At 65.8% G+C, this 17,559-nt stretch carries 18 protein-coding genes; 8 read left to right on the top strand and 10 right to left on the bottom strand.

What is annotated here, in order from left to right; translation table 11 throughout:
• Positions 1 to 575: 575 nt before the first annotated feature.
• Positions 576 to 1,469 carry an SDR family oxidoreductase gene (locus tag J2805_RS15035; RefSeq protein ID WP_309977563.1) on the top strand — a complete coding sequence of 298 codons (894 nt, stop codon included), beginning with the start codon at positions 576 to 578 and terminating at the stop codon, positions 1,467 to 1,469.
• A gap of 18 nt (positions 1,470 to 1,487) precedes the next feature.
• Here the strand turns inward: J2805_RS15035 and J2805_RS15030 are convergent, their stop codons facing one another.
• The 3 genes from J2805_RS15030 to J2805_RS15020 all read right to left on the bottom strand — a co-directional run bounded on the left by J2805_RS15030 (position 1,488) and on the right by J2805_RS15020 (position 3,245).
• A complete protein-coding gene (locus tag J2805_RS15030) occupies positions 1,488 to 2,309 on the bottom strand; it encodes a hypothetical protein (protein WP_309977561.1) in 822 nt (273 codons plus the stop codon).
• Between the two features lie 29 nt (positions 2,310 to 2,338).
• Complete coding sequence (locus J2805_RS15025; RefSeq protein WP_309977588.1) at positions 2,339 to 2,605, bottom strand: hypothetical protein; 267 nt, start codon at positions 2,603 to 2,605, stop codon at positions 2,339 to 2,341.
• A gap of 142 nt (positions 2,606 to 2,747) precedes the next feature.
• Positions 2,748 to 3,245, bottom strand: a complete 498-nt coding sequence (locus tag J2805_RS15020; RefSeq protein WP_309977559.1) for a hypothetical protein — start codon at positions 3,243 to 3,245, stop codon at positions 2,748 to 2,750.
• Positions 3,246 to 3,541: 296 nt separating this feature from the next.
• Here J2805_RS15020 and J2805_RS15015 point away from each other — a divergent pair, with 296 nt between their 5' ends.
• On the top strand, positions 3,542 to 4,399 hold the full coding sequence (locus J2805_RS15015; RefSeq protein WP_309977557.1) for a class I SAM-dependent methyltransferase: 858 nt from the start codon (positions 3,542 to 3,544) through the stop codon (positions 4,397 to 4,399).
• Positions 4,400 to 4,476: 77 nt separating this feature from the next.
• Here the strand turns inward: J2805_RS15015 and J2805_RS15010 are convergent, their stop codons facing one another.
• A complete protein-coding gene (locus tag J2805_RS15010) occupies positions 4,477 to 5,301 on the bottom strand; it encodes a response regulator transcription factor (RefSeq protein WP_309977556.1) in 825 nt (274 codons plus the stop codon).
• 516 nt (positions 5,302 to 5,817) lie between these two features.
• Here J2805_RS15010 and J2805_RS15005 point away from each other — a divergent pair.
• Positions 5,818 to 6,810, top strand: a complete 993-nt coding sequence (locus J2805_RS15005; protein ID WP_309977553.1) for a LamG domain-containing protein — start codon at positions 5,818 to 5,820, stop codon at positions 6,808 to 6,810.
• An 88-nt stretch (positions 6,811 to 6,898) separates the two neighbouring features.
• On the opposite strand, the gene J2805_RS15000 is transcribed toward J2805_RS15005, so the two are convergent.
• Positions 6,899 to 7,063 (bottom strand): hypothetical protein, encoded by a 165-nt coding sequence (locus J2805_RS15000; RefSeq protein WP_214948754.1) that lies wholly within the window; start codon positions 7,061 to 7,063, stop codon positions 6,899 to 6,901.
• 4 nt (positions 7,064 to 7,067) lie between these two features.
• On the bottom strand, positions 7,068 to 8,117 hold the full coding sequence (locus tag J2805_RS14995; protein ID WP_309977551.1) for a glycosyltransferase family 2 protein: 1,050 nt from the start codon (positions 8,115 to 8,117) through the stop codon (positions 7,068 to 7,070).
• A 461-nt stretch (positions 8,118 to 8,578) separates the two neighbouring features.
• Here J2805_RS14995 and J2805_RS14990 point away from each other — a divergent pair, with 461 nt between their 5' ends.
• A complete protein-coding gene (locus tag J2805_RS14990; protein ID WP_309977549.1) occupies positions 8,579 to 9,607 on the top strand; it encodes a Gfo/Idh/MocA family oxidoreductase in 1,029 nt (342 codons plus the stop codon).
• Between the two features lie 94 nt (positions 9,608 to 9,701).
• Here the strand turns inward: J2805_RS14990 and J2805_RS14985 are convergent, their stop codons facing one another.
• A complete protein-coding gene (locus tag J2805_RS14985; protein WP_309977547.1) occupies positions 9,702 to 11,327 on the bottom strand; it encodes an alkaline phosphatase D family protein in 1,626 nt (541 codons plus the stop codon).
• A gap of 207 nt (positions 11,328 to 11,534) precedes the next feature.
• On the opposite strand from J2805_RS14985, the gene J2805_RS14980 reads away from it, so the two are divergent.
• The 3 genes from J2805_RS14980 (at position 11,535) to J2805_RS14970 (ending at position 13,653) form a co-directional block, all read left to right on the top strand.
• Entirely contained in the window at positions 11,535 to 12,803 is a 1,269-nt protein-coding gene (locus J2805_RS14980) for an MFS transporter (RefSeq protein ID WP_309977545.1), read from the top strand.
• Between the two features lie 57 nt (positions 12,804 to 12,860).
• Positions 12,861 to 13,166: a DUF1905 domain-containing protein gene (locus tag J2805_RS14975; protein ID WP_309977543.1), complete on the top strand. Its 306-nt coding sequence runs from the start codon at positions 12,861 to 12,863 to the stop codon at positions 13,164 to 13,166.
• A gap of 139 nt (positions 13,167 to 13,305) precedes the next feature.
• Positions 13,306 to 13,653 (top strand): hypothetical protein, encoded by a 348-nt coding sequence (locus tag J2805_RS14970; RefSeq protein WP_309977541.1) that lies wholly within the window; start codon positions 13,306 to 13,308, stop codon positions 13,651 to 13,653.
• A gap of 85 nt (positions 13,654 to 13,738) precedes the next feature.
• On the opposite strand, the gene J2805_RS14965 is transcribed toward J2805_RS14970, so the two are convergent.
• Entirely contained in the window at positions 13,739 to 13,909 is a 171-nt protein-coding gene (locus J2805_RS14965) for a hypothetical protein (protein WP_309977590.1), read from the bottom strand.
• A gap of 109 nt (positions 13,910 to 14,018) precedes the next feature.
• On the opposite strand from J2805_RS14965, the gene J2805_RS14960 reads away from it, so the two are divergent.
• Positions 14,019 to 15,818, top strand: a complete 1,800-nt coding sequence (locus J2805_RS14960) for an SARP family transcriptional regulator (RefSeq protein WP_309977539.1) — start codon at positions 14,019 to 14,021, stop codon at positions 15,816 to 15,818.
• A gap of 114 nt (positions 15,819 to 15,932) precedes the next feature.
• Here J2805_RS14960 and J2805_RS14955 read toward each other — a convergent pair whose 3' ends face one another.
• Together J2805_RS14955 and J2805_RS14950 are read right to left on the bottom strand one after the other, a co-directional pair.
• Positions 15,933 to 16,136, bottom strand: coding sequence for a cold-shock protein (locus J2805_RS14955; RefSeq protein ID WP_003806113.1), 204 nt, complete (start codon positions 16,134 to 16,136; stop codon positions 15,933 to 15,935).
• Between the two features lie 118 nt (positions 16,137 to 16,254).
• Positions 16,255 to 17,535, bottom strand: coding sequence for an FHA domain-containing protein (locus tag J2805_RS14950; RefSeq protein ID WP_309977536.1), 1,281 nt, complete (start codon positions 17,533 to 17,535; stop codon positions 16,255 to 16,257).
• Positions 17,536 to 17,559: the final 24 nt, after the last annotated feature.

The raw sequence follows: 17,559 nt of genomic DNA, 5'->3' as shown, positions 1-17,559 counted from the left end.
CTTGGCACACTATTGAGTTCTCAAACAACAGACACACCCGGCACCACCACAACCAACAATTCGGTCAAGGATCGCTCCGGAGCAACTTTCCAAACCTACCCGATACCAGGAAGCTTTGCAAATCAGCGTTTCCGCGATTCCCAGCTCCACCAGCAGGCCCCCACCCGGTTTCCGCACGCCAGTAAAGACGCCGTTTTTCAGGCCGTTCAGAAGGGGGTCGGTCGCTATCTTTCCGCATCAGCGGCGGCGACTCGAATTACTTTACACGCCCCGAGGACCCGGCACAAATCCATCCCCGAACGGGGTCCTAAGCGCCAGAATCCGCGGAATGGCGCGGACTGCGCCCCTTCCGGACCACTAGCAACCCGGATATCCGCCGAATTGGCTTTCTGTGGAGCCCGTCACACTGGCGAACCGCGGAGGCGCACCCCTCACCCATCCGGAGACCCACCAGCCGTTGCGGCTCCCCGGGTCCCTCGCTAGGGTTGATACTAAGCATGCTTAGCATGAGGCAAAGCAGCTATTCGGGAATGTCCGACTGTCCGTGTTCAGCGCAACCCTTCCGGAGGAACACCATGACCGACCAGTACACGTTCAAGAACCCCGTGACGGCTTACGAGCACATCGAGCCGCCCAAGCAGCACCAGCCCGAACCCGGCCTGGACGCGAAGCTGAAACCCAAGGCTGACCTTGGCGAGGACACTTACCGCGGCACCGGCCGGCTAGAGGGCCGCAAGGCGATCGTCACCGGCGCGGACTCGGGGATCGGCGCCGCCACGGCGATCGCCTTCGCACGCGAGGGCGCCGACGTCGTGCTTTCCTACCTGCCGGAGGAGGAAGAAGACGCTGCGCGCATCGCGAACCTGATCGAGAAGGCGGGCCGCAAAGCGGTCAAGGCTCCCGGGGACCTGAAGGATTCGGCAGTGTGCCGGGAACTGGTGGAGACCGCGGTGCGCGAACTCGGAGGACTGGACATCCTGGTAAACAACGCCGGCAAGCAAGTGGCCCAGGAGGACATCGGCGAAATCACCGACGAGCAGTTCGATCACACCCTGAAGACGAACGTCTATGCGATGTTCTGGCTGACCAAGGCTGCGGTGCCGCACCTGCCTGCCGGGTCCACCATCATCAACACCACGTCCATCCAGGCCTACAACCCGTCGCCCACGCTGGTGGATTACGCCACCACCAAGGCGAGCATCAACAATTTCACGAAGGGCCTGGCTCAGCAGCTGGCACCGAAGGGTATCCGGGTCAATGCAGTAGCGCCCGGGCCTATCTGGACGCCGCTGCAGGTCAGCAGCGGCCAGCCCAAGGAGGCGCTGCCCGAATTCGGCAAGGACACTCCCCTGGGCCGTGCCGGACAGCCGGCCGAACTCGCACCGGCCTATGTGTTCCTGGCGTCGGCCGAGTCCAGCTTTGTGGTGGGTGAAACGCTGAACGTCAACGGCGGCAGCCCCACGCCGTAGCGGCTGGAGGAGCGAACCCTACTCAGCGCACAGCCTGTTGAAGTCCACCGGCGCCGCCAAGCCGACGGAACTGAACCAGTCCTTGGCCCAGGCCTGGACCGAAGGCATCCCCAGTCGCTCAATGACCTGTTCCGGCGGTCCGGCGAACACGGAGATGCACTCCTCCACAGGGTTGCCGGCACGGTTTCCCGCGCCAATTTCCGCACTGACGCGGGCGCTAACGCCGGGACCCGAGCCGGCGCCCAGGCCGGCAAGCATCTCGAAGAGCGCCGGCTGGTCCAGGAACGGAAGCTTCCCGCCGCCGTCGTCGGTCAGTACGCCCCAACGGGAGGTGAACAGCGAATAGTCCTCCGGGTATTCGCCCTGGCCCAGTTCGAGCGGGCAGGCCTCGGCGTCGAGCCGGATCCGCCGGTAATTGGGCTCCGTTTGCTCCACTGCGAGCAGCTGGCGACTGTCCAGCCACGACACCCAGACCGGGATGCACGTCCCCGTCAGCGGGTACGGAGCGGCGGCGATGTAGCCGGCCCTGCTCACGTGCGCGGAGTGGCCCACGGCGATGTTGTGGAGCCGTCCCCGGACCAGCGGCAGCACCGGGCTGACAGGGCGGTGGTAGCTGGCGAACTTCCTTCTCATCACGGCGGGACTGGAATTCGAACCGATGGAAACCACCACGGAGCGGGAGCCCAGCGGAGCAACGTCTGCTTCCGCGAGCGCCCTGTCCAGGCCGGCTGTCGGTTCGAGGGGAAGGAAACCGTCGCCGTCCATCACACCGGAGACTTCGGGCGGATCCCACGGATACAGCAGCGGGTCGAGCTCGCTGGTGTGATCAGTTAAGGGCATTCCGGTCAGTCTTCCTCGTGGTGCGGCGGTCAGTCACCCATGCCGGGGTGGACGGGCACGAAGTCGATCTTGTTTCCCGAGCTGGTCTTCTTCGTTGGAGACCGCGAGAATCCTTTCGCGTCCAGGTGGTTCTGCGCCCGGTATTCGGCCAGTGCCTCGTCGTAGGCCTTGTTGAGCCTGCGGCCGGAGAGCTGTTCCGTGGTGCCGTCGGCAAAGGTGACACTAATGAGGACGCTTTCGGGGAAGTGCCGGTTCATCCGGACGTAGCCCGCGGCGTCCTGCTGGAGATTAATCAAGGTGTGGTCTGCTTTCGTGGTGGTGACTTCCAGTGTCCCGCACTTTTCGACACCGGCGGGCATTAAAAACCCAAGGCCCGGATGGGGGTTCCGGGCCTTGGGCGTTTCGGGAGCCGGTCTCAGCAGCTCCGCAGGGAGGGCGTCAGTCGGACATTGAGGTGACGCCGCTGTAGTACCAGCCGGTGTACGGCGACCAGACGCCGTTGCTGCCTTCCTGGAAGCGGATCTTGTGGTAGACCTCCTCGTTGCCGATCTCGCCGTTCACCAGGGTGCGGATGTTGGAGATGGTCACGGTGCCGCTGTACTGGTTCAGGTGGCGGCTGAAGTACGAGGTGCCCAGGTGGTCGTCACCGTTGGGCCAGTCGTCCTGCTCCCAGCGCTCCTGGGTGATGTTGATGTAGCGGTCGGTGTTGCAATAGACCTGGATCCGGTAGTCCACCAGTTTGACGCCGGCGGAGTTGTGGCCGGCGAACACCGGCTTGAGCGCGGTGACCGAGCAGGCGTAGTTGGTGCCGGCCGCTTGGGCCGGGGCGGCCAGGGCGAACGGTGCCGCGACCATGCCCAGCCCGAGGGCTGCGACCACGGCGGCCTTGCCGCGGCGGGATGGACGGGACTTCTTGGTGGTTGGTGCGTGGGACATGGAATTGCTCCTGAGGGGGAAAGATGCGGTGGGGATGGGGTGCTTTGCCCGGCATTCCGGGGCTCCGGATCCGCCGGGATTTTCCCTGCGTTCCGATGTATCCATAGTGGATCCGGGCACCCCTCCCGCACTTCCGTGCTAGCACGTAAATCTACTGGCGAGTATCGAACCGCGCCCCGGTAGCGTCGACACCTTTACATCCCGCCGGTCCGCGGCCAAAATAACTCACACCACAGCCTCCACTGGGACCACAGCGCGCTGTCACTCAGAACCTGCCACAGCAGAGGGGTGCCACCATGAATGACAAGACCGAAGCAACCGAGGCGGACCGGGCACTGAAGCAAAAGCACCGTGCCATGTGGGCCCAGGGCGACTACCCGGCCCTCGCCAGCGAACTAATTGCCGACCTCGGCGCCATCCTCGTTGACGCCTGCGGCATCAAGCCCCGCCAGCGCGTCCTGGACGTGGCCGCCGGTGCCGGCAACGCGGCCATCCCCGCCGCCATGATGAACGCGGACGTCATCGCCAGCGACCTCACCCCGGAAATGTTCGACGCCGGCCGCCGGCAGGCAGCCGATCGCGGCGTTGAGCTGGATTGGCAGGAAGGGGACGCCGAGGCGCTCCCGTTCCAGGACAACGAGTTCGACGTGGTGATGTCCTGCCTGGGCGTGATGTTCGCGCCGCACCACCAGGCCGGCGCGGACGAGCTGGTGCGGGTCTGCAAGCCCGGCGGCACCATCGGCCTGCTGAGCTGGACGCCCGAAGGGTTCATCGGCAAGATGTTCGCCACCATGAAGCCGTTCGCTCCGCCGCCCCCGCCCGGAGCGCAGCCGCCGCCGCTGTGGGGCAGCGAGGACCACGTCCGGGAGCTATTCGGCGAACGCGTCACGGACGTCAAAGCTGAAAAAAGGACGGTGGCCATCACCAGCTTCCACCACCCGGAGGACTTCCTGCACTACTTCAAGTCCCACTACGGCCCCACCATCTCCGTGTACAAGTTCCTTGGCGAGGACCAGGACAAGGTCGGCGCTCTGGACAAGGCCCTCACGGAGCTGGCCGACACGTTCCTCGAGGCCCACGGCGACACCACTGCGCAGATGGAGTGGGAATACCTGCTGCTCACCGGTAAGAAGGCGCGCCCGGCTACAACCTAGCTTGCCGAGTCGTAGCTTCCGGATCCTCGTCCCCGCCCAAGGCACTGACGCCGTCACTGACCGGCGGATAGCGTGAGCTACGGCGCCAGCCGATAACCCACGCCGCGCACTGTTTCAATCCAGCGCGGCGAACCTGAACTGTCCCCCAGCCGCTTGCGCAGATTCCCCAGATGGACTTGGACTGCGCGCTCCTCGCCGTCGCTGACGAACGAGCCGGTGTTGTAAGGCTCGTTCCGCAGCCTGCGGACCAGGTCCGCCTTCGTCTGCACCATGCGGCCGTTCTCCATCAGGACCAGAAGCAGGTCGAACTGCGTACGGGTCAGGTCTAAAGGCACCCCCTGGATGGCGGCTGCGCGCGAAGCTTCGTGCAACGTCAGGCCCCGGTGCTCAAAATCGCACAGCACCACGGCTCCGGCGTGCCGGGGCGGAGTGCCGACGGCGGCCATTACTGGAGCCGGAGGGTGTCTTGCCCGCCGGGAACGTGGCCCCACGACCCTTTCGCCGAAGGTGGAATCCAGCAACCGCGGACGCCTCAGCATCGCTGCGATCCGCGCACGCAATTCCCTGGGACGGAATGGCTTGGTGAGGTAGTCGTCCGCGCCTGCCTCGAAGCCCATCAGCGCATCGGCTTCGTCCATGCGGCCTGTGACCATGATCAGGTAGGCGTCACTGAAAGTCCGGATCCGGCGGGAGGCCTCTATGCCGTCAAAGTCCGGAAGGCCTACATCCATGGTGACAATGTCCGGGTCGTGTTCCCGCACGGCCTCCACGCCTTCCATACCCGAAGACGTTTCGAAAACGGCAAAACCGAACTGCTGGAGAACCTCCTTGAGAGACCTCCTTATGTCGTCGTCGTCCTCGACAACTACTGCAATGCCCCGTTCCACCTTCTGTGCCCCCAAAAAAATTGCTCACAGCCCATGCTGTGCCGAACGTTGGATATTTTCCCTCAGTGGAGCGGGCCGGCGTCAGCGACAGACGCTCGTTTGCGTAGACACTCCGGCACCTCGCCCAGGGCACACCATTCAAGGTGTTCATGTTTTCTATTCGTAGACGCGGACCATTCGGATGGGTTTGATAAATGGCATGACGGACGCCCTGAACGCCGAGCCTACACTCTCGAATTACTTCACATCTCAAGCTGCAGCCTAAATTTGCGCAATTCTTGATCTTTGCAGAAAATTGCGCATTTTGCGGTTCTGATGGGCTCAAATATTGATGCAGTAGGACTATTGCCTTTTGTAACAGGTCTGGCCGATGATCATCGTGTGCTCAATGGGGGCGCAAAGCTGCTCGCTGGGGAGCAACACATAAGGGGCGTCTGCATGGCTTCTTTTCGGTTACCTGTCTCACGTTCCACCCGCCCGCTGAGACCCCTGGCCATGCTGGCGGCCGCGGGCCTGGCTATGCTGGCGTGCATGCCCTCTGCACAAGCGGCGGAATCTACTCCCCCGGACCCCGGTCCTTCGGGCAGCTTTTCCTGGAAGGGCTTCAACTGGGAAAAGCGCTTCTGGGGCGGGGCCCCGCAGTACAACAGGCTCTTTGACGCAGCCAACGTCAGCAATCCCGATGCCAACGGCCACGTCACCCTGAAGCTGACCAACCCCACGGGCGAGGCGCCGGTGGGCGCGGAATTCCAGTCCACCCGCCAGGGCTTCGGCTACGGAACGTACAGCACCACGGTGGAGAAGAATCTCAGCCTCCTGCAAAAGGAGGTGGTCTGGGGCTGCCTGTTCACGTACGATCCCCTGGCCGAGCCCGGTTACAACGAAATCGATCTCTGCGAGGCATCGGCCTGGGGTGGGGGTGCCGCCTACGGCGAATCATGGCCGGTCAGCCAGGGCCACGGGTACTGGTTCGATGCCACCAAGCCTCCGGGCGAAGGCAACAACACGGTGGTTTTTGCTGTCACCGCAAACCCAATTACCACCCACCGGATGGTGTGGGAGCCGGGCAAGCTGACCTTCGAGACCTACGCCGGAGAGGGCTTCACCGGGACCCTCCTGAAGCGTACGGTCCTGCAGGGAACCACAGTTTCCGTGCCGGCGAAGGAGCAGGTCCACTTCAACCTGTGGGTCACCGGCGGCGGAGGCGGGGATCCCGCCCACGTGAAGCCGGAATCGGTGGTGGTCCGGGACTTCTCCTTCGTCCCGGCGGCCGCAGCTCCGCCGCCCGCACCGGCGCCGGGCATTAGACTTTCCTCGACCACGACTAAATCCAAGGGCGTCAACACCACCACGCTGAAGTGGACCGGCGCCACGGGCGCCAACGTGACGCTCTGGATCAACGGGATCCAAAAGACGGTGCCCAACACGGGCAGCTTCGTCAACAACTTCAAAGGCGGCGGTACCACCACCTACAAGGTGTGCGACACCGCCGGCTGCTCCAGCTCCCTCAGCGTGGCCACCTGACGCCCGCGGGCCTAAAAATAAGTGCAGGGCGTCCGGATCCCGGGCGCCCTGCACTTTGTAGCTCGTCTCAGCTCTTGCGGCGGACAGCCTAGGACTTGTCGCCCCGAACGGGAACAATCCGCTTGATGGCAAGGCCCAATGCCACGAGGGCAAAAGCTGCAAGCGCAAACCAGAAAATATCACCCGCACCGGTCATGGCAAGAGTTCCCGAACCCACTCCGGCCGCGGCTGGAGCTGCTGGGTTGTCATACATAGTGTTACCAGGCTTTCTTTTTATTGAGGGCTGCGTCCATGTACGCCTTCGCGTGGACCACCTGCAGAAACAGGTCGATCACCAGCTCGTACATGGTGGCGGCGGCGAGCATGTATTTCCATCCCCGCAGCCGCACCGTGACCACTCGTTCGATCACGAAGACACCGGTCACGGCCAGCCAGAACGGCTGAATGTTCAGCCCGGCCCCCGTGCCCAGTGCAAACGCCACCGTGCCGAAGTAGGCCAGCGTCACCAGGACGCCCACCACAGCCAGGGCCTGCCGTCCCCAGTACGGGCGCGTGACCCGGGTCCAGCCGTACTGCACGCAGTTCTCCACCGCCCCGCGCTTCCACCGGAGCCGCTGCGCCCACAGTTCGCGCCAGGTCGGCATCACCTCGGTCACCAGCGTGCAGTCCGGCGGCGACTTGATCCGGTACCGCAGCGTCAGCAGGGCAAACGAGAGCTCGTTGTCCTCGGTCAGAACGGAGGTGTCGTACACCCCGCCACGGCCATTCCCCGGCGGCAGCGACCCGTCCAGCCTGGCGGCGATGACATCGCGGAGCGTACGTGTCCGGAACAGGGCTGCCGTACCCGTCACCACCAGGCATTTGCCCTTGAGTCGCTTCACGTCACGGGCGTACCGGGCGTATTCGTTGCGCTGCAGGTGCCCCACGAATCCGCCGCCGTGACCGCCACGGAAAACACCGCCTACCGCGCCGAGCCTGGAGTCCCGCTGCAAATGCGCCACGGCCCGTTCGATGAAGTCATCGGAAAGCTGCGAATCGGCGTCCTGAATGAGGATCATGTCTTCGGGCTCGGCTGCGGGCAGGAGGCCACCAAGCGCAAAGTTCAGCGCACCGGCTTTCTTGTCCGTATTTCCTTCGGTGCAAAGAACCTCGGCGCACTCGCTCAGGGCAATGTCCGCCGTGGCATCGGTGCAATTGTCTGCCACCACAATCACCCTGTCCGGGCGGCGCCCCTGGCACTGCAGCGACCTCAGGGTCTCGCGGATGCCTGCGGCCTCATTGTGTGCCGGGATCAGTACGGTGATCACAGAACTGCAGGCTTGAAAAAGGGCAAAACGGAAGCCTCGCAATTCAGGACGCTATTCTGGATTATTACATTAAGTCGTGATTCGCAACACATTAGCTAATTCGTCCCCACGGGAATTCTCTTTTTTCTTCTTCTTGGGCTTTAGCTTTTCATCGGTAATGCAAATCCACGGCAGAGAATGAACAAGGAACGCGCAAGATCCAGTAAGTGTGAACGCAACGCAAGCCGGCTTCACCCCGCTGTCGCTGAGATGGCGCAGTGAACGCCGGGGTGGCGCCCCGCCGGCGTGCGAAAACACAACCGCAATATTGCGCATCAGCAGCGCGCAGAGGACCATTCCCCCCCGGCCTGGTCATCCACGTCCAAGCCACCATCGCCCTGCCCTTTCTTCGAAGTTTGTTCTAACATAAGGACAAACCGTTCCAGCGTGGGGAGAGGCCCCTTGGGGACGAAGGAGAGCTCGTGAAACTTGGACTCGTTGGATTTGGCTTCGGAGGCAGGATCTTCCACGCCCCGTTCATCACTGCAGCTGACGGGGTGGAGCTCGCAGGCATCGTGGCCCGCTCCCCCGCCCGTCGCGCGGAGGCGGCGCAGGAGTATCCGAAAGTACCGCTCTACGGTTCGCTGACCGAGCTGCTCACCGCCGGCGTCGATGCGGTGGTCATCACCACGCCGCCCGAAACTCGCCGCGAACTGGTCCTCGAGGCGGTCGCGGCCGGAGTGCACGTGGTGGCGGACAAGCCCTTCGCCCCGAACGCGGAAGTGGGACGCGAGCTGGTCAAGGCGGCCGCGGACGCCGGCGTGATCCTCAACGTCTTCCACAACCGCCGCTGGGACACGGACATCCGCACGCTTCGCGCGGTGCTGGACTTCGGCCAGGTGGGGCAGGTGGCACGCTTCGAGTCACGCTTCGACCTGGACCAGCCGGACACCTTGGAAGCCGGCCCGGCGGGCGGTCTGCTCCGCGACCTCGGCAGCCACCTGGTGGACCAGGCACTGTGGCTCTTTGGGCCTGCCGCGAGCGTCTACGCCACGCTCGACTGGGTGGATCTGGACGCCGGCCGCACCGACTCCGGATTCTTCGTGACCATCGCGCACCGGAGCGGCGTAAAGTCCCATGTGTCGGCCACCAAGAGCAACCGGCTCGTCGCGAGGGAACTGCGGCTGCTCGGCACCGACGGAAGCTACGTCTCGCAGCAGTCCGACGTCCAGGCCCTCGCCGCCATGGCCGGCGCCCGGCCGGCGGACGATCCGGCTGCGTGGGGTTACGAGGACGAGTCCCGCTGGGGAACGCTCACGACGGCGGCGGGCCAAGTCCGCGTGCCGTCCAGGCAGGGTGCCTATCACCAGTACTACGAGCAGTTCGCCCTGGCTGTTGCCGGCAAGGGACCCGAGCCGGTCCCCGGCAGTGAGGGCGTCCACACCCTCGAAGTCCTCGACGCCGCCCGGCTCAGCGACGCCGAGCGGCGCTCGGTGGACCTCGAGGACTGAGCCACGCAGCGCACTAAACCACGACGGCGGGAGGGTCGGCAGCGCTTGCCGGCTTCCCGCCGTCGCGCGTTCGGCGTTTGCTTCTAAAGGAGAGTCACCGCTGCGGCTGCAGGGCCTTGCTCCAGAGGACGGTGCCGTTGGCGTTGCGGAGGCTGACGCTGAAGACGTCGTCCTCGGTGAGGTCCACGTGGCCGAAGAACTGGTTTTCGCCGGTGCGCGGGGACTGGCCGGCGTAGGCGCCGGTCTTGTAGAACACCCTCTCGGGGCCGAAGGTGCCGTCCAGCTCGCCGGGGCCGAAGCTGCCGGCGTTGATGGGCCCGGCCACGAATTCCCAGAAGGGGTCAAAGTCGGTGAAGCCGGCGCGCTCGGGTGAGTAGTGATGGGCGGCGCAGTAGTGGACGTCGGCGGTGAGCCAAACCACGTTTTTAACCCGGTTGCGCTTGAACGCGGAGAGCACCCCGGCGATCTCGAGTTCCTTGCCCAAGGGGGCGCCGTGGTCGCGGTTGGCCAGGGATTCCTGGTTCACCGGCCCGTCGGGGACAATCAGGCCGAGCGGGAGGTCGGCGGAGATGACCTTCCAGGTGGCCCTGGACTTGCTGACCTCCCTGATGAGCCACTGCACCTGCTCTTCGCCGAGGATGTGGGTGAGAGTTGTTTCCTTGCCGTCGGTGTTGGGGTCCTTGAAGGTGCGCATGTCCAGGCAGAAGACCTCCAACTGGGGGCCGCGGGAGATCTTGCGGTAGATGCGGGCGGGTTCGAAGCCGGTGCTGCCGTCCCCGATGCGGGTGCTGAGGCCGGAGACGGGCTGGTATTCCTGCCAGGCCTGGCGGCCGCGGGCGGCGAGCACGTCCACGCGGCGTTCGGTGTAGCGGGCGTCGGCGAGGATCTCGCCCGGGTACCAGTTGTTGGTGGTTTCGTGGTCGTCCCACTGGGCGATTACCGGCACCTCGGCGTACAGGGCTCGGACGTTGCGGTCCATGAGGTTGTAGCGGTGCCGGCCACGGTATTCGTTGAGGGTTTCGGCCACCTTGGACACTTCCTCGGTGACCAGGTTGCGCCAGATCTGCCCGTCGGGCTCAGTGACCCGCGCGGCGATGGGGCCGTCGGCGTAGATGGTGTCGCCGGAGTGGATGAAGAAGTCCGGCTTGGTGGCGTGCATGGCCGCGTAGCCGCGCATACCGCCGATCTCCTCGTTGATGCCCCAGCCTTGGCCCGCCGTGTCGCCGGTCCAGACGAAGCTCTGCTTGCGCGGGGCGCGGCCGCTGCTGAGCAATCCCGTTCCCGGCGCCGTACTGAAGGAGCCTTGCGCGGCTTCGCCGGCATTGCCATCGGCGTCCTCGAAATGCAGGGTGAGCGCGAACCGGGTGCCTGCCGGGAGGTGCTCGGCGTTGATCCGGGAGGTGAAGTCGGTGGCTTCGCTGCCGGCGCTCCCCCGCAGTACCCGCTGGAAGGCGCGGCCGCCGCGGAGCGGGGCACCGTCGTCGTCCACGGCGAGCAGGTTGGCCACAAGCCGTCCGGGCCCCGACGCGCGGGACCACAGCACGCCGGAATCGGCGGTGACATCGCCGGTGGCGATGCCGGACGGGAGGGTCAGGCGGTTGCGGACCAGGGCGACGCCGGCGGGGCTGGTCGCGTGGGCGGTTGCGGAGGGCACGACGGCGGCAGCACCGGCCGCGGCCAGGGCACCTTTGAGGACATTTCGGCGGGTGAAAGAAGTCATGCCCCCATCGTTGAAGGTGCGGATGAACCGGTGGTGGCGGGGGCGTGAACGGTGGCTGAGCCTGGGGCCACGGCCGCCGTTCGGACCGCCGTTGAGCCCCATAACGACATCCGACGTAATTGATAATGATTCTTGATAAGGTTAGGTAACCCTTCCAAGCTTGTTCGCCAACTCCATGCCCAGACCGGTCAGGACCCTCGAAACCGCATGACCACCACCATCGCACCCACTGCCGTCCGGACCGCAAGTCCACGGCTCCTGCTTTCCAGCCAGCTCATTTTCAACATCGGCTTCTACGCCGTCATCCCGTTCCTGGCCGTATCCCTGCGCGAGGACTTCGCCATGGGAGCAATGGCGGTGGGGATCGTCCTCGGGGCCCGCACCTTCGCCCAGCAGGGGATGTTCCTGGCCGGCGGCGCCATCGCGGACCTGTGGGGGCCGCGGTATGCGATGATCACCGGATGCCTCATCCGCGTCACCGGTTACCTGCTCCTTGCCGCTGCCGCTGATTTTCCGCTGTTCCTCCTGGCCGCCATCGTCACGGGCATCGGCGGAGCACTGTTTTCCCCGGCACTGGAAAGCCTGATGGGGTCGGCGGAAGAACGCCGTAAACCAGGTCCCGCGAACCGGCCCACACTCTTTGCCCTGCTGGTGATCTTCGGCGAGATTGGCGCGGTGGCAGGCCCGCTGGTGGGCGTGCTCCTGCTCGGCTTCGGACTCGACGCGGCCCTCTACGTCGGTGCCGGCATTTTCACTGTGATGGCCTTCGTGTTCTGGCGCCAGGTGCCGGCCACGCCACCCGCCAGTACAAATCCCGCCAGCACGAATCCGGCTGCCGGCCGTCCGCGGCTCTGGGACTGCCTGCGGGACAGGTGCTTCATCGGGTTCGCAGCCTTCTACAGCGTCAATCTGCTGGCGCACAACCAGCTCTACTTCGGGCTGCCGGTGGAACTGGAGCGCAGCGGGCTGGGGTCGGCTCCGCTGGGTGTCCTCTTTGCCTATGCGTCCGTCCTCACTGTCTGCCTGCAGTGGCCCGTCGCTAAGCTCACCCGCCGACTCGCCCCTCAGACTGCCCTCACGACGGGCTTCGCCGTCCAAAGCGCAGGGTTCGCGGCCGTCGCCGTGCTGGCGGTGTACCCGCAGCCCGGAGAGCTCAAGGTGCTGCCCGCCGTCGTGCTTGTCACTGCCTTGTGCGTTGGCAACATGTTTGTTGCCCCGCTCGCCATGGGGCTCGTGCTGCGATTCGCCGGGGGCCGCCCGACGGGCGCCTTCTACGGGCTCCTTGCCAGTTGCGGCGGGCTGATGGTGCTCATCGGCAACATCGGCTTGGGGCCGCTGTACGAGCTGGCCGGCCAACCGTCGACGGCGGCCGCCGCACCCTGGCTGCTCACCGCACTCCTTGCCGCCGCTTCAGCAGCGGGGATCCGCCGCTTCCTGCCGGCCCGGACGACGGCGGACTCCGCCGCCCGCGCCTAGCCCACCTCATCAGCTCCACCCGACCCGCCAGAGACCGGCAGATGCCATACTCAAGACGTGACTGCGTCGTACGCCTTCCGTGGCGAGCTCTGGCACTATCCGGAGGAAGCCGGGTGGCATTTCATCACGCTGCCCCAGGACCTGGCGGACGAGATTAGAGACGAGGCCGCTCCCTTCCGCAAAGGCTTCGGGTCGGTGAAGGTCACGGCCTCCATCGCGGGTAACAGCTGGTCCACGTCGATTTTCCCGGACAGCAAGAGCGGCTCGTATCTGCTGCCGGTGAAGAAGGCCGTCCGGACCGCCGCGCGGATCGGCGACGGGGATGATGTGGATGTGGAGCTGGTGCTGGAGCTCGAGCGCTGATCGCGGGCCGGCGCGGCCAAGCGGAACACCTGCCAAAGGCCCTATTCCGCGTCTTGGCGCAGGACTATCATGCAGGTGCACGGCCGCGGCTGTCCCAGCGCCGCAACAAGGCCGAAGCAACTGCGTGGAAGGACCCGTCATGGAATGCATCACCTGGTTCGCGCCGATTCTGCCCGGGAAGCTGGACGAGTGGAAGTCGCTCATCGAGGAGGTTCAGGGACCCCGCAAGGAGGAACACCGGCGTTCCCGCGAGCGGATGGGACTGAAACGCGAAGTTGTCAGCCACATGCCAACGCCGCAGGGGGACTTTGCCTGCCTGTTCCACGAGGCCGAGGACCTGGCCAAGTCGTTCCAGATCGCCGCCACCTCGGACGATCCGCACGATCAGTGGTTCCGGGAGAAGATCATGGAAGTCCACGGCATCACGCCCGAAATGCTGCAGGGCCCCCTGCCTGCATCGCTGCACTTTGATTACAAGGCCGGCTGAAAGAGACGGCCGCGGGACCGACGGCGGGAGGCCGGCGCGCTGCCGGCCTCCCGCCGTCGTACTCTCTGCTGAGCCCTGCCGAAGACTAAACCCGCGGCGAAGCGTAAGGCGCGCTGGGGAGGTTGCCTGCCGTCCACGGTGCCGTGGAGCGGATGTCCGGTGTGTGGCCGCGGCCGTCGGTCAGAAGGGCGCGGACGGTGACGCTGAGAACCCAGAGTCCTAGAAGCAGGATGCCGAGCAGTTCCATGGTTTCCACCTCGAGTGAGTGTGTGCGGATTTGGGTGATTTCAGTGTGTCCGCCGGGCGTGTGAGCAAGCGTGTGAATCCCGCAGACGCCGGCGGCGGGCGGCGGTACCATGAGCCGTATGGCCGAGAACTGGATTCGGCTCCTCGGTCCGCCCGCGATCGAGACCCCCGGTACAACTCCCCTGCAGCCCCGAGGCCGCAAGGCCTGGGCGGTGCTCGCGTACCTCGCGCTGCAGGCGGACGGCACCGGCCGTTCCCGCACGGCGTCGCTGCTGTTTCCGGATGCCGTGGACCCGCTCGGCGCCCTGCGCTGGAACCTGTCCGAGCTGCGGCGGACGCTCGACGGCGTCACGGTGGCCGGCGATCCCCTGCGGCTGGCACTGCAGCCGCCTTGGCGCTGCGATGCACTGGAAGTCGTCGACTCCGCCGGCAGCCCCGGCGTTAACCCGCGGCGCTTCAGCGGACAGTTGCTGGAAGGGCTGTCCTTCGCCGATTCCCCGGTGTTTGATTCGTGGCTGGCAGACCAGCGCTACCGCCTGGACAACGTGGTCCAGTCCCTGCTCTACGAAGCCGCGCTGGCCTCGTTGGCTTCCGGCGCGCCAGCCGAGGCGGCGGAGCTCGCGACGCTGGCACTGCACCGCGACCCGTTCCATGCGGACTGCAACGCCGTCCTGGTCAAGGCGCTCGTGGCCCTGGGTGAGCACCGCCGGGCCCGCGAGCACGTCGCCAAATGCGGGAACCTCTACCGGCAGGAGCTCGGCCTGCCGCTGCCCGCGGAAATCCGGCGGGCACTCTCCGATGCCGCCCCGGAGGCGGACCCCGGAATGCCGGCCACCGCGGCGACGGTTCGGTCCTATCTCGACGCCGGCGGCGCGTCACTGTGGGCTGGTGCCGTGGACCGGGGGCTGGATCAGCTCCGGCTCGCGGTGGTGCTGGCCCAGCGCACCGGCGACGACCACCTGCTCGCCGAGTCCCTCGTGACGCTGTCCGGCGCGCTGATCCACCAGGCGGGCGGTCGCGGCGCAGAGGTGGCGGACTTCCTGCACCGTGCGCTGCAGGCGGAAGGGCCCGACGGCGCCTCCCGCACTGCCGCCGCGGCGTACCGGGAGCTGGGCTACCTGTCCGTCCAGCGCGGCGTGCCGGACCGTGCGGCCGGCTGGCTGGACCGGGCGATGCTGGCGGCCCACGGATTCCCTGACGAACAGGCGAGGATCCTGGCGATCCAGGGGATGCTGGCCTCGGACACCGCACGCTACGAGGATGCCGTGGCGGCGCTGACCGAATCCGGAAAGCTGGCGAGGGCTGTCCGGAACCGCCGGCAGCAGGCGTTCAGCGAGGCGCTGCTGGGCCGGGTGCACCTGCTGCGCGGGGAGCTGGACCTGGCGGCTGCCTGCCTGGACCGGGCACTGGTCTGGATTGCGGAGGAACACTGGACGGCGTTCGAGCCGTTTGTCGCCGGCGTCCGGGGCGAGACCTACCTTGCCGCGGGGCAGCTGGAGGAAGCCGCGGCCATGATCGACCGGTCCTGGGTGATGGCCGAGCTGGCCGGCGACCACTGCTACATGGCCCTGGCGGCGGGCGCCGAAGCACAGCTGTTCCTGGCGCACGGCGACCTCGCGGCGGCCGAGCACTGGATTGACCGCGGGCTCGAACCCAAGCCGTGGTACCTCTGGTATTCGGCCCGGCTGCTGGATACGGCGGCGGAGGTTGCCATTGCGATGGACTCGCCGCGGGCGCCGAGGTTCGTGGAACGGCTGGCAGAGCTGGCCAGCCGCAGCGGAATGCGGGAGTTCGTGGTGCGGGCGCAGTCGCACCGTGCGGTGCTGGGCGACGAGACGGCGGCGCAGGCGGTGCCGTGGCTGGCCAAGGAGATCGGGAATCCCGCGCTGGCGGCATTTCTGGACCAGCGGCACGGGTAGAGCCCGTCGAAACCACGCCCGACAGAACAAGCACACCCGGGTTAAACAAAAGCAGGGCCGGTCATTGACCGGCCCTGCTTTATGAAACCTAAACGGTCCCGGGTATCTAAGAAATTAGATAGCCTGGATGTTTACAGCCTGGGGACCCTTGGGGCCCTGCTCGGTTTCGAAGGAGACCTTCTGGTTCTCTTCGAGGGAGCGGAAGCCGGAGGAGTTGATCGCAGAGTAGTGTGCGAAAACGTCCTGTGAGGAGTCATCGGGGGAAATGAAGCCGAAGCCCTTTTCAGCGTTAAACCATTTGACGGTACCAGTAGCCATTATTTATGTCCTTCGTGAAGGTGGAGGAACTGTCCCGACTTTCGGGTCCTCCGGTGTGGGGTGTTCAAAACCGCTACTTCAGAAGAACGAGGACTTTCGACCCCGCGTACTGCCTGAACTACCAAATACAAACACAACAACGGTCTCTACTGTACACGGGTTTTGAGAGAGGCGTGACCACGGGCATCAGCGGGATGTCCGGGACCGTGATTGACCGCGGTCCGTCGAACCCCTGCATGAACACGCTGACGAAGCTGAGCGACGCCGTTCCCCCGGATTCAGGCAGCTGGCTCTCGAAGTTGATGGTCCCCTTGCGCTGGCCTCCCGGCGGTATTTCCGGCTGCCAGCTGCTCCGGAAGGCATCGGCGTCGAAAGTGGTGCCGTCCGGGCCGGTGAGGATGGCGTTGTGGAAGAGCGGCAGTGACATGGAGCTGCCGGTCCCGTTCCGCACGTGGATCTCCACCCGGGTGAAATGTGCGGTGCTCTGGATACCGAGCACGGTGACAGTGACACCCTGCGCTTCCGTCACCACCTGGCGTGCCAGCCGCTGGGTTCCGGTTTCGTTGCCCGAGAAGTAGCCGACGGCGTAGCTCGCCCCCGCGGCCACCAGCCACCCGCCGCCGCCAAGCAGCAGCAAGATCGCCAGCACGGTGGCGATGGCCGGAAGGGAACGCGGCGCAGCCTTCACCGGCCGGGAAGGCCGCGCGTTCCCGGTGCCGTAGGCTCCCCCATGGGTGTCCGGATGTCCGGGTCTCAGCGGACGGGCGGGCCGTGCCGGCTGCACCCGCTGCGATGGCCGATACCGTGGCTTGGGCTGCTTGGGTGCCGGCTCTCCCTTGTCTTTGAGGTAATCCAGCGCCTCCCCGCCCAGTGCAACCGCTAGGCCCATCGCCGGGGTGACGAACCATGTCCATGTCGGCGTCAACTCGGTCAGGAAGGCGGTCAGGCTATTGCCGATCAGCCCCACCACGTTGATCGCGGCCGCAAAGAGCAGCGCCGCGCCGAGGCCCTTCTTCCTGGGAGCCGCCGACGCCGGCCGGCGTCCCTCCTGCCCGCCGGCCGCGCCCGGTGGTGCGCTGCCGCCGTCGTACTTTCCCTCAACAAAGCGGAGCCGCACCTGCCCGAACTGGACCTCATCGCCGTCGGTGAGTTCGGTGGGCGAGGTGATGACGTAGCCGTTGACCCAGGTGCCGTTGCGCGAGTCCTGGTCGTCCAGGATGGTCCGGCCGTCCAGCGAAGTCAGGACGGCGTGCCGGCGGCTGACCCCGGAAACGGGCAGGCGCAGCCGTGCGCCTTCGTCGCTGCCGATGGTCGTTTTTCCGTGCGGGATGACAATCCGGGTCCCCGCCGCCTCCCCGTCGACGACGACGAACGCATTCCGTACCCCAGGTCCGTCCATGACTTACCCCGACCAGCCAGGAGG

Origin of the sequence: Arthrobacter oryzae, from assembly GCF_031454875.1 — a bacterium.
Taxonomy (GTDB): domain Bacteria; phylum Actinomycetota; class Actinomycetes; order Actinomycetales; family Micrococcaceae; genus Arthrobacter; species Arthrobacter oryzae_D.
The sequence above is the reverse complement of the archived record's forward strand: the minus strand, read 5'-3'. Positions and strand labels throughout refer to the sequence as shown.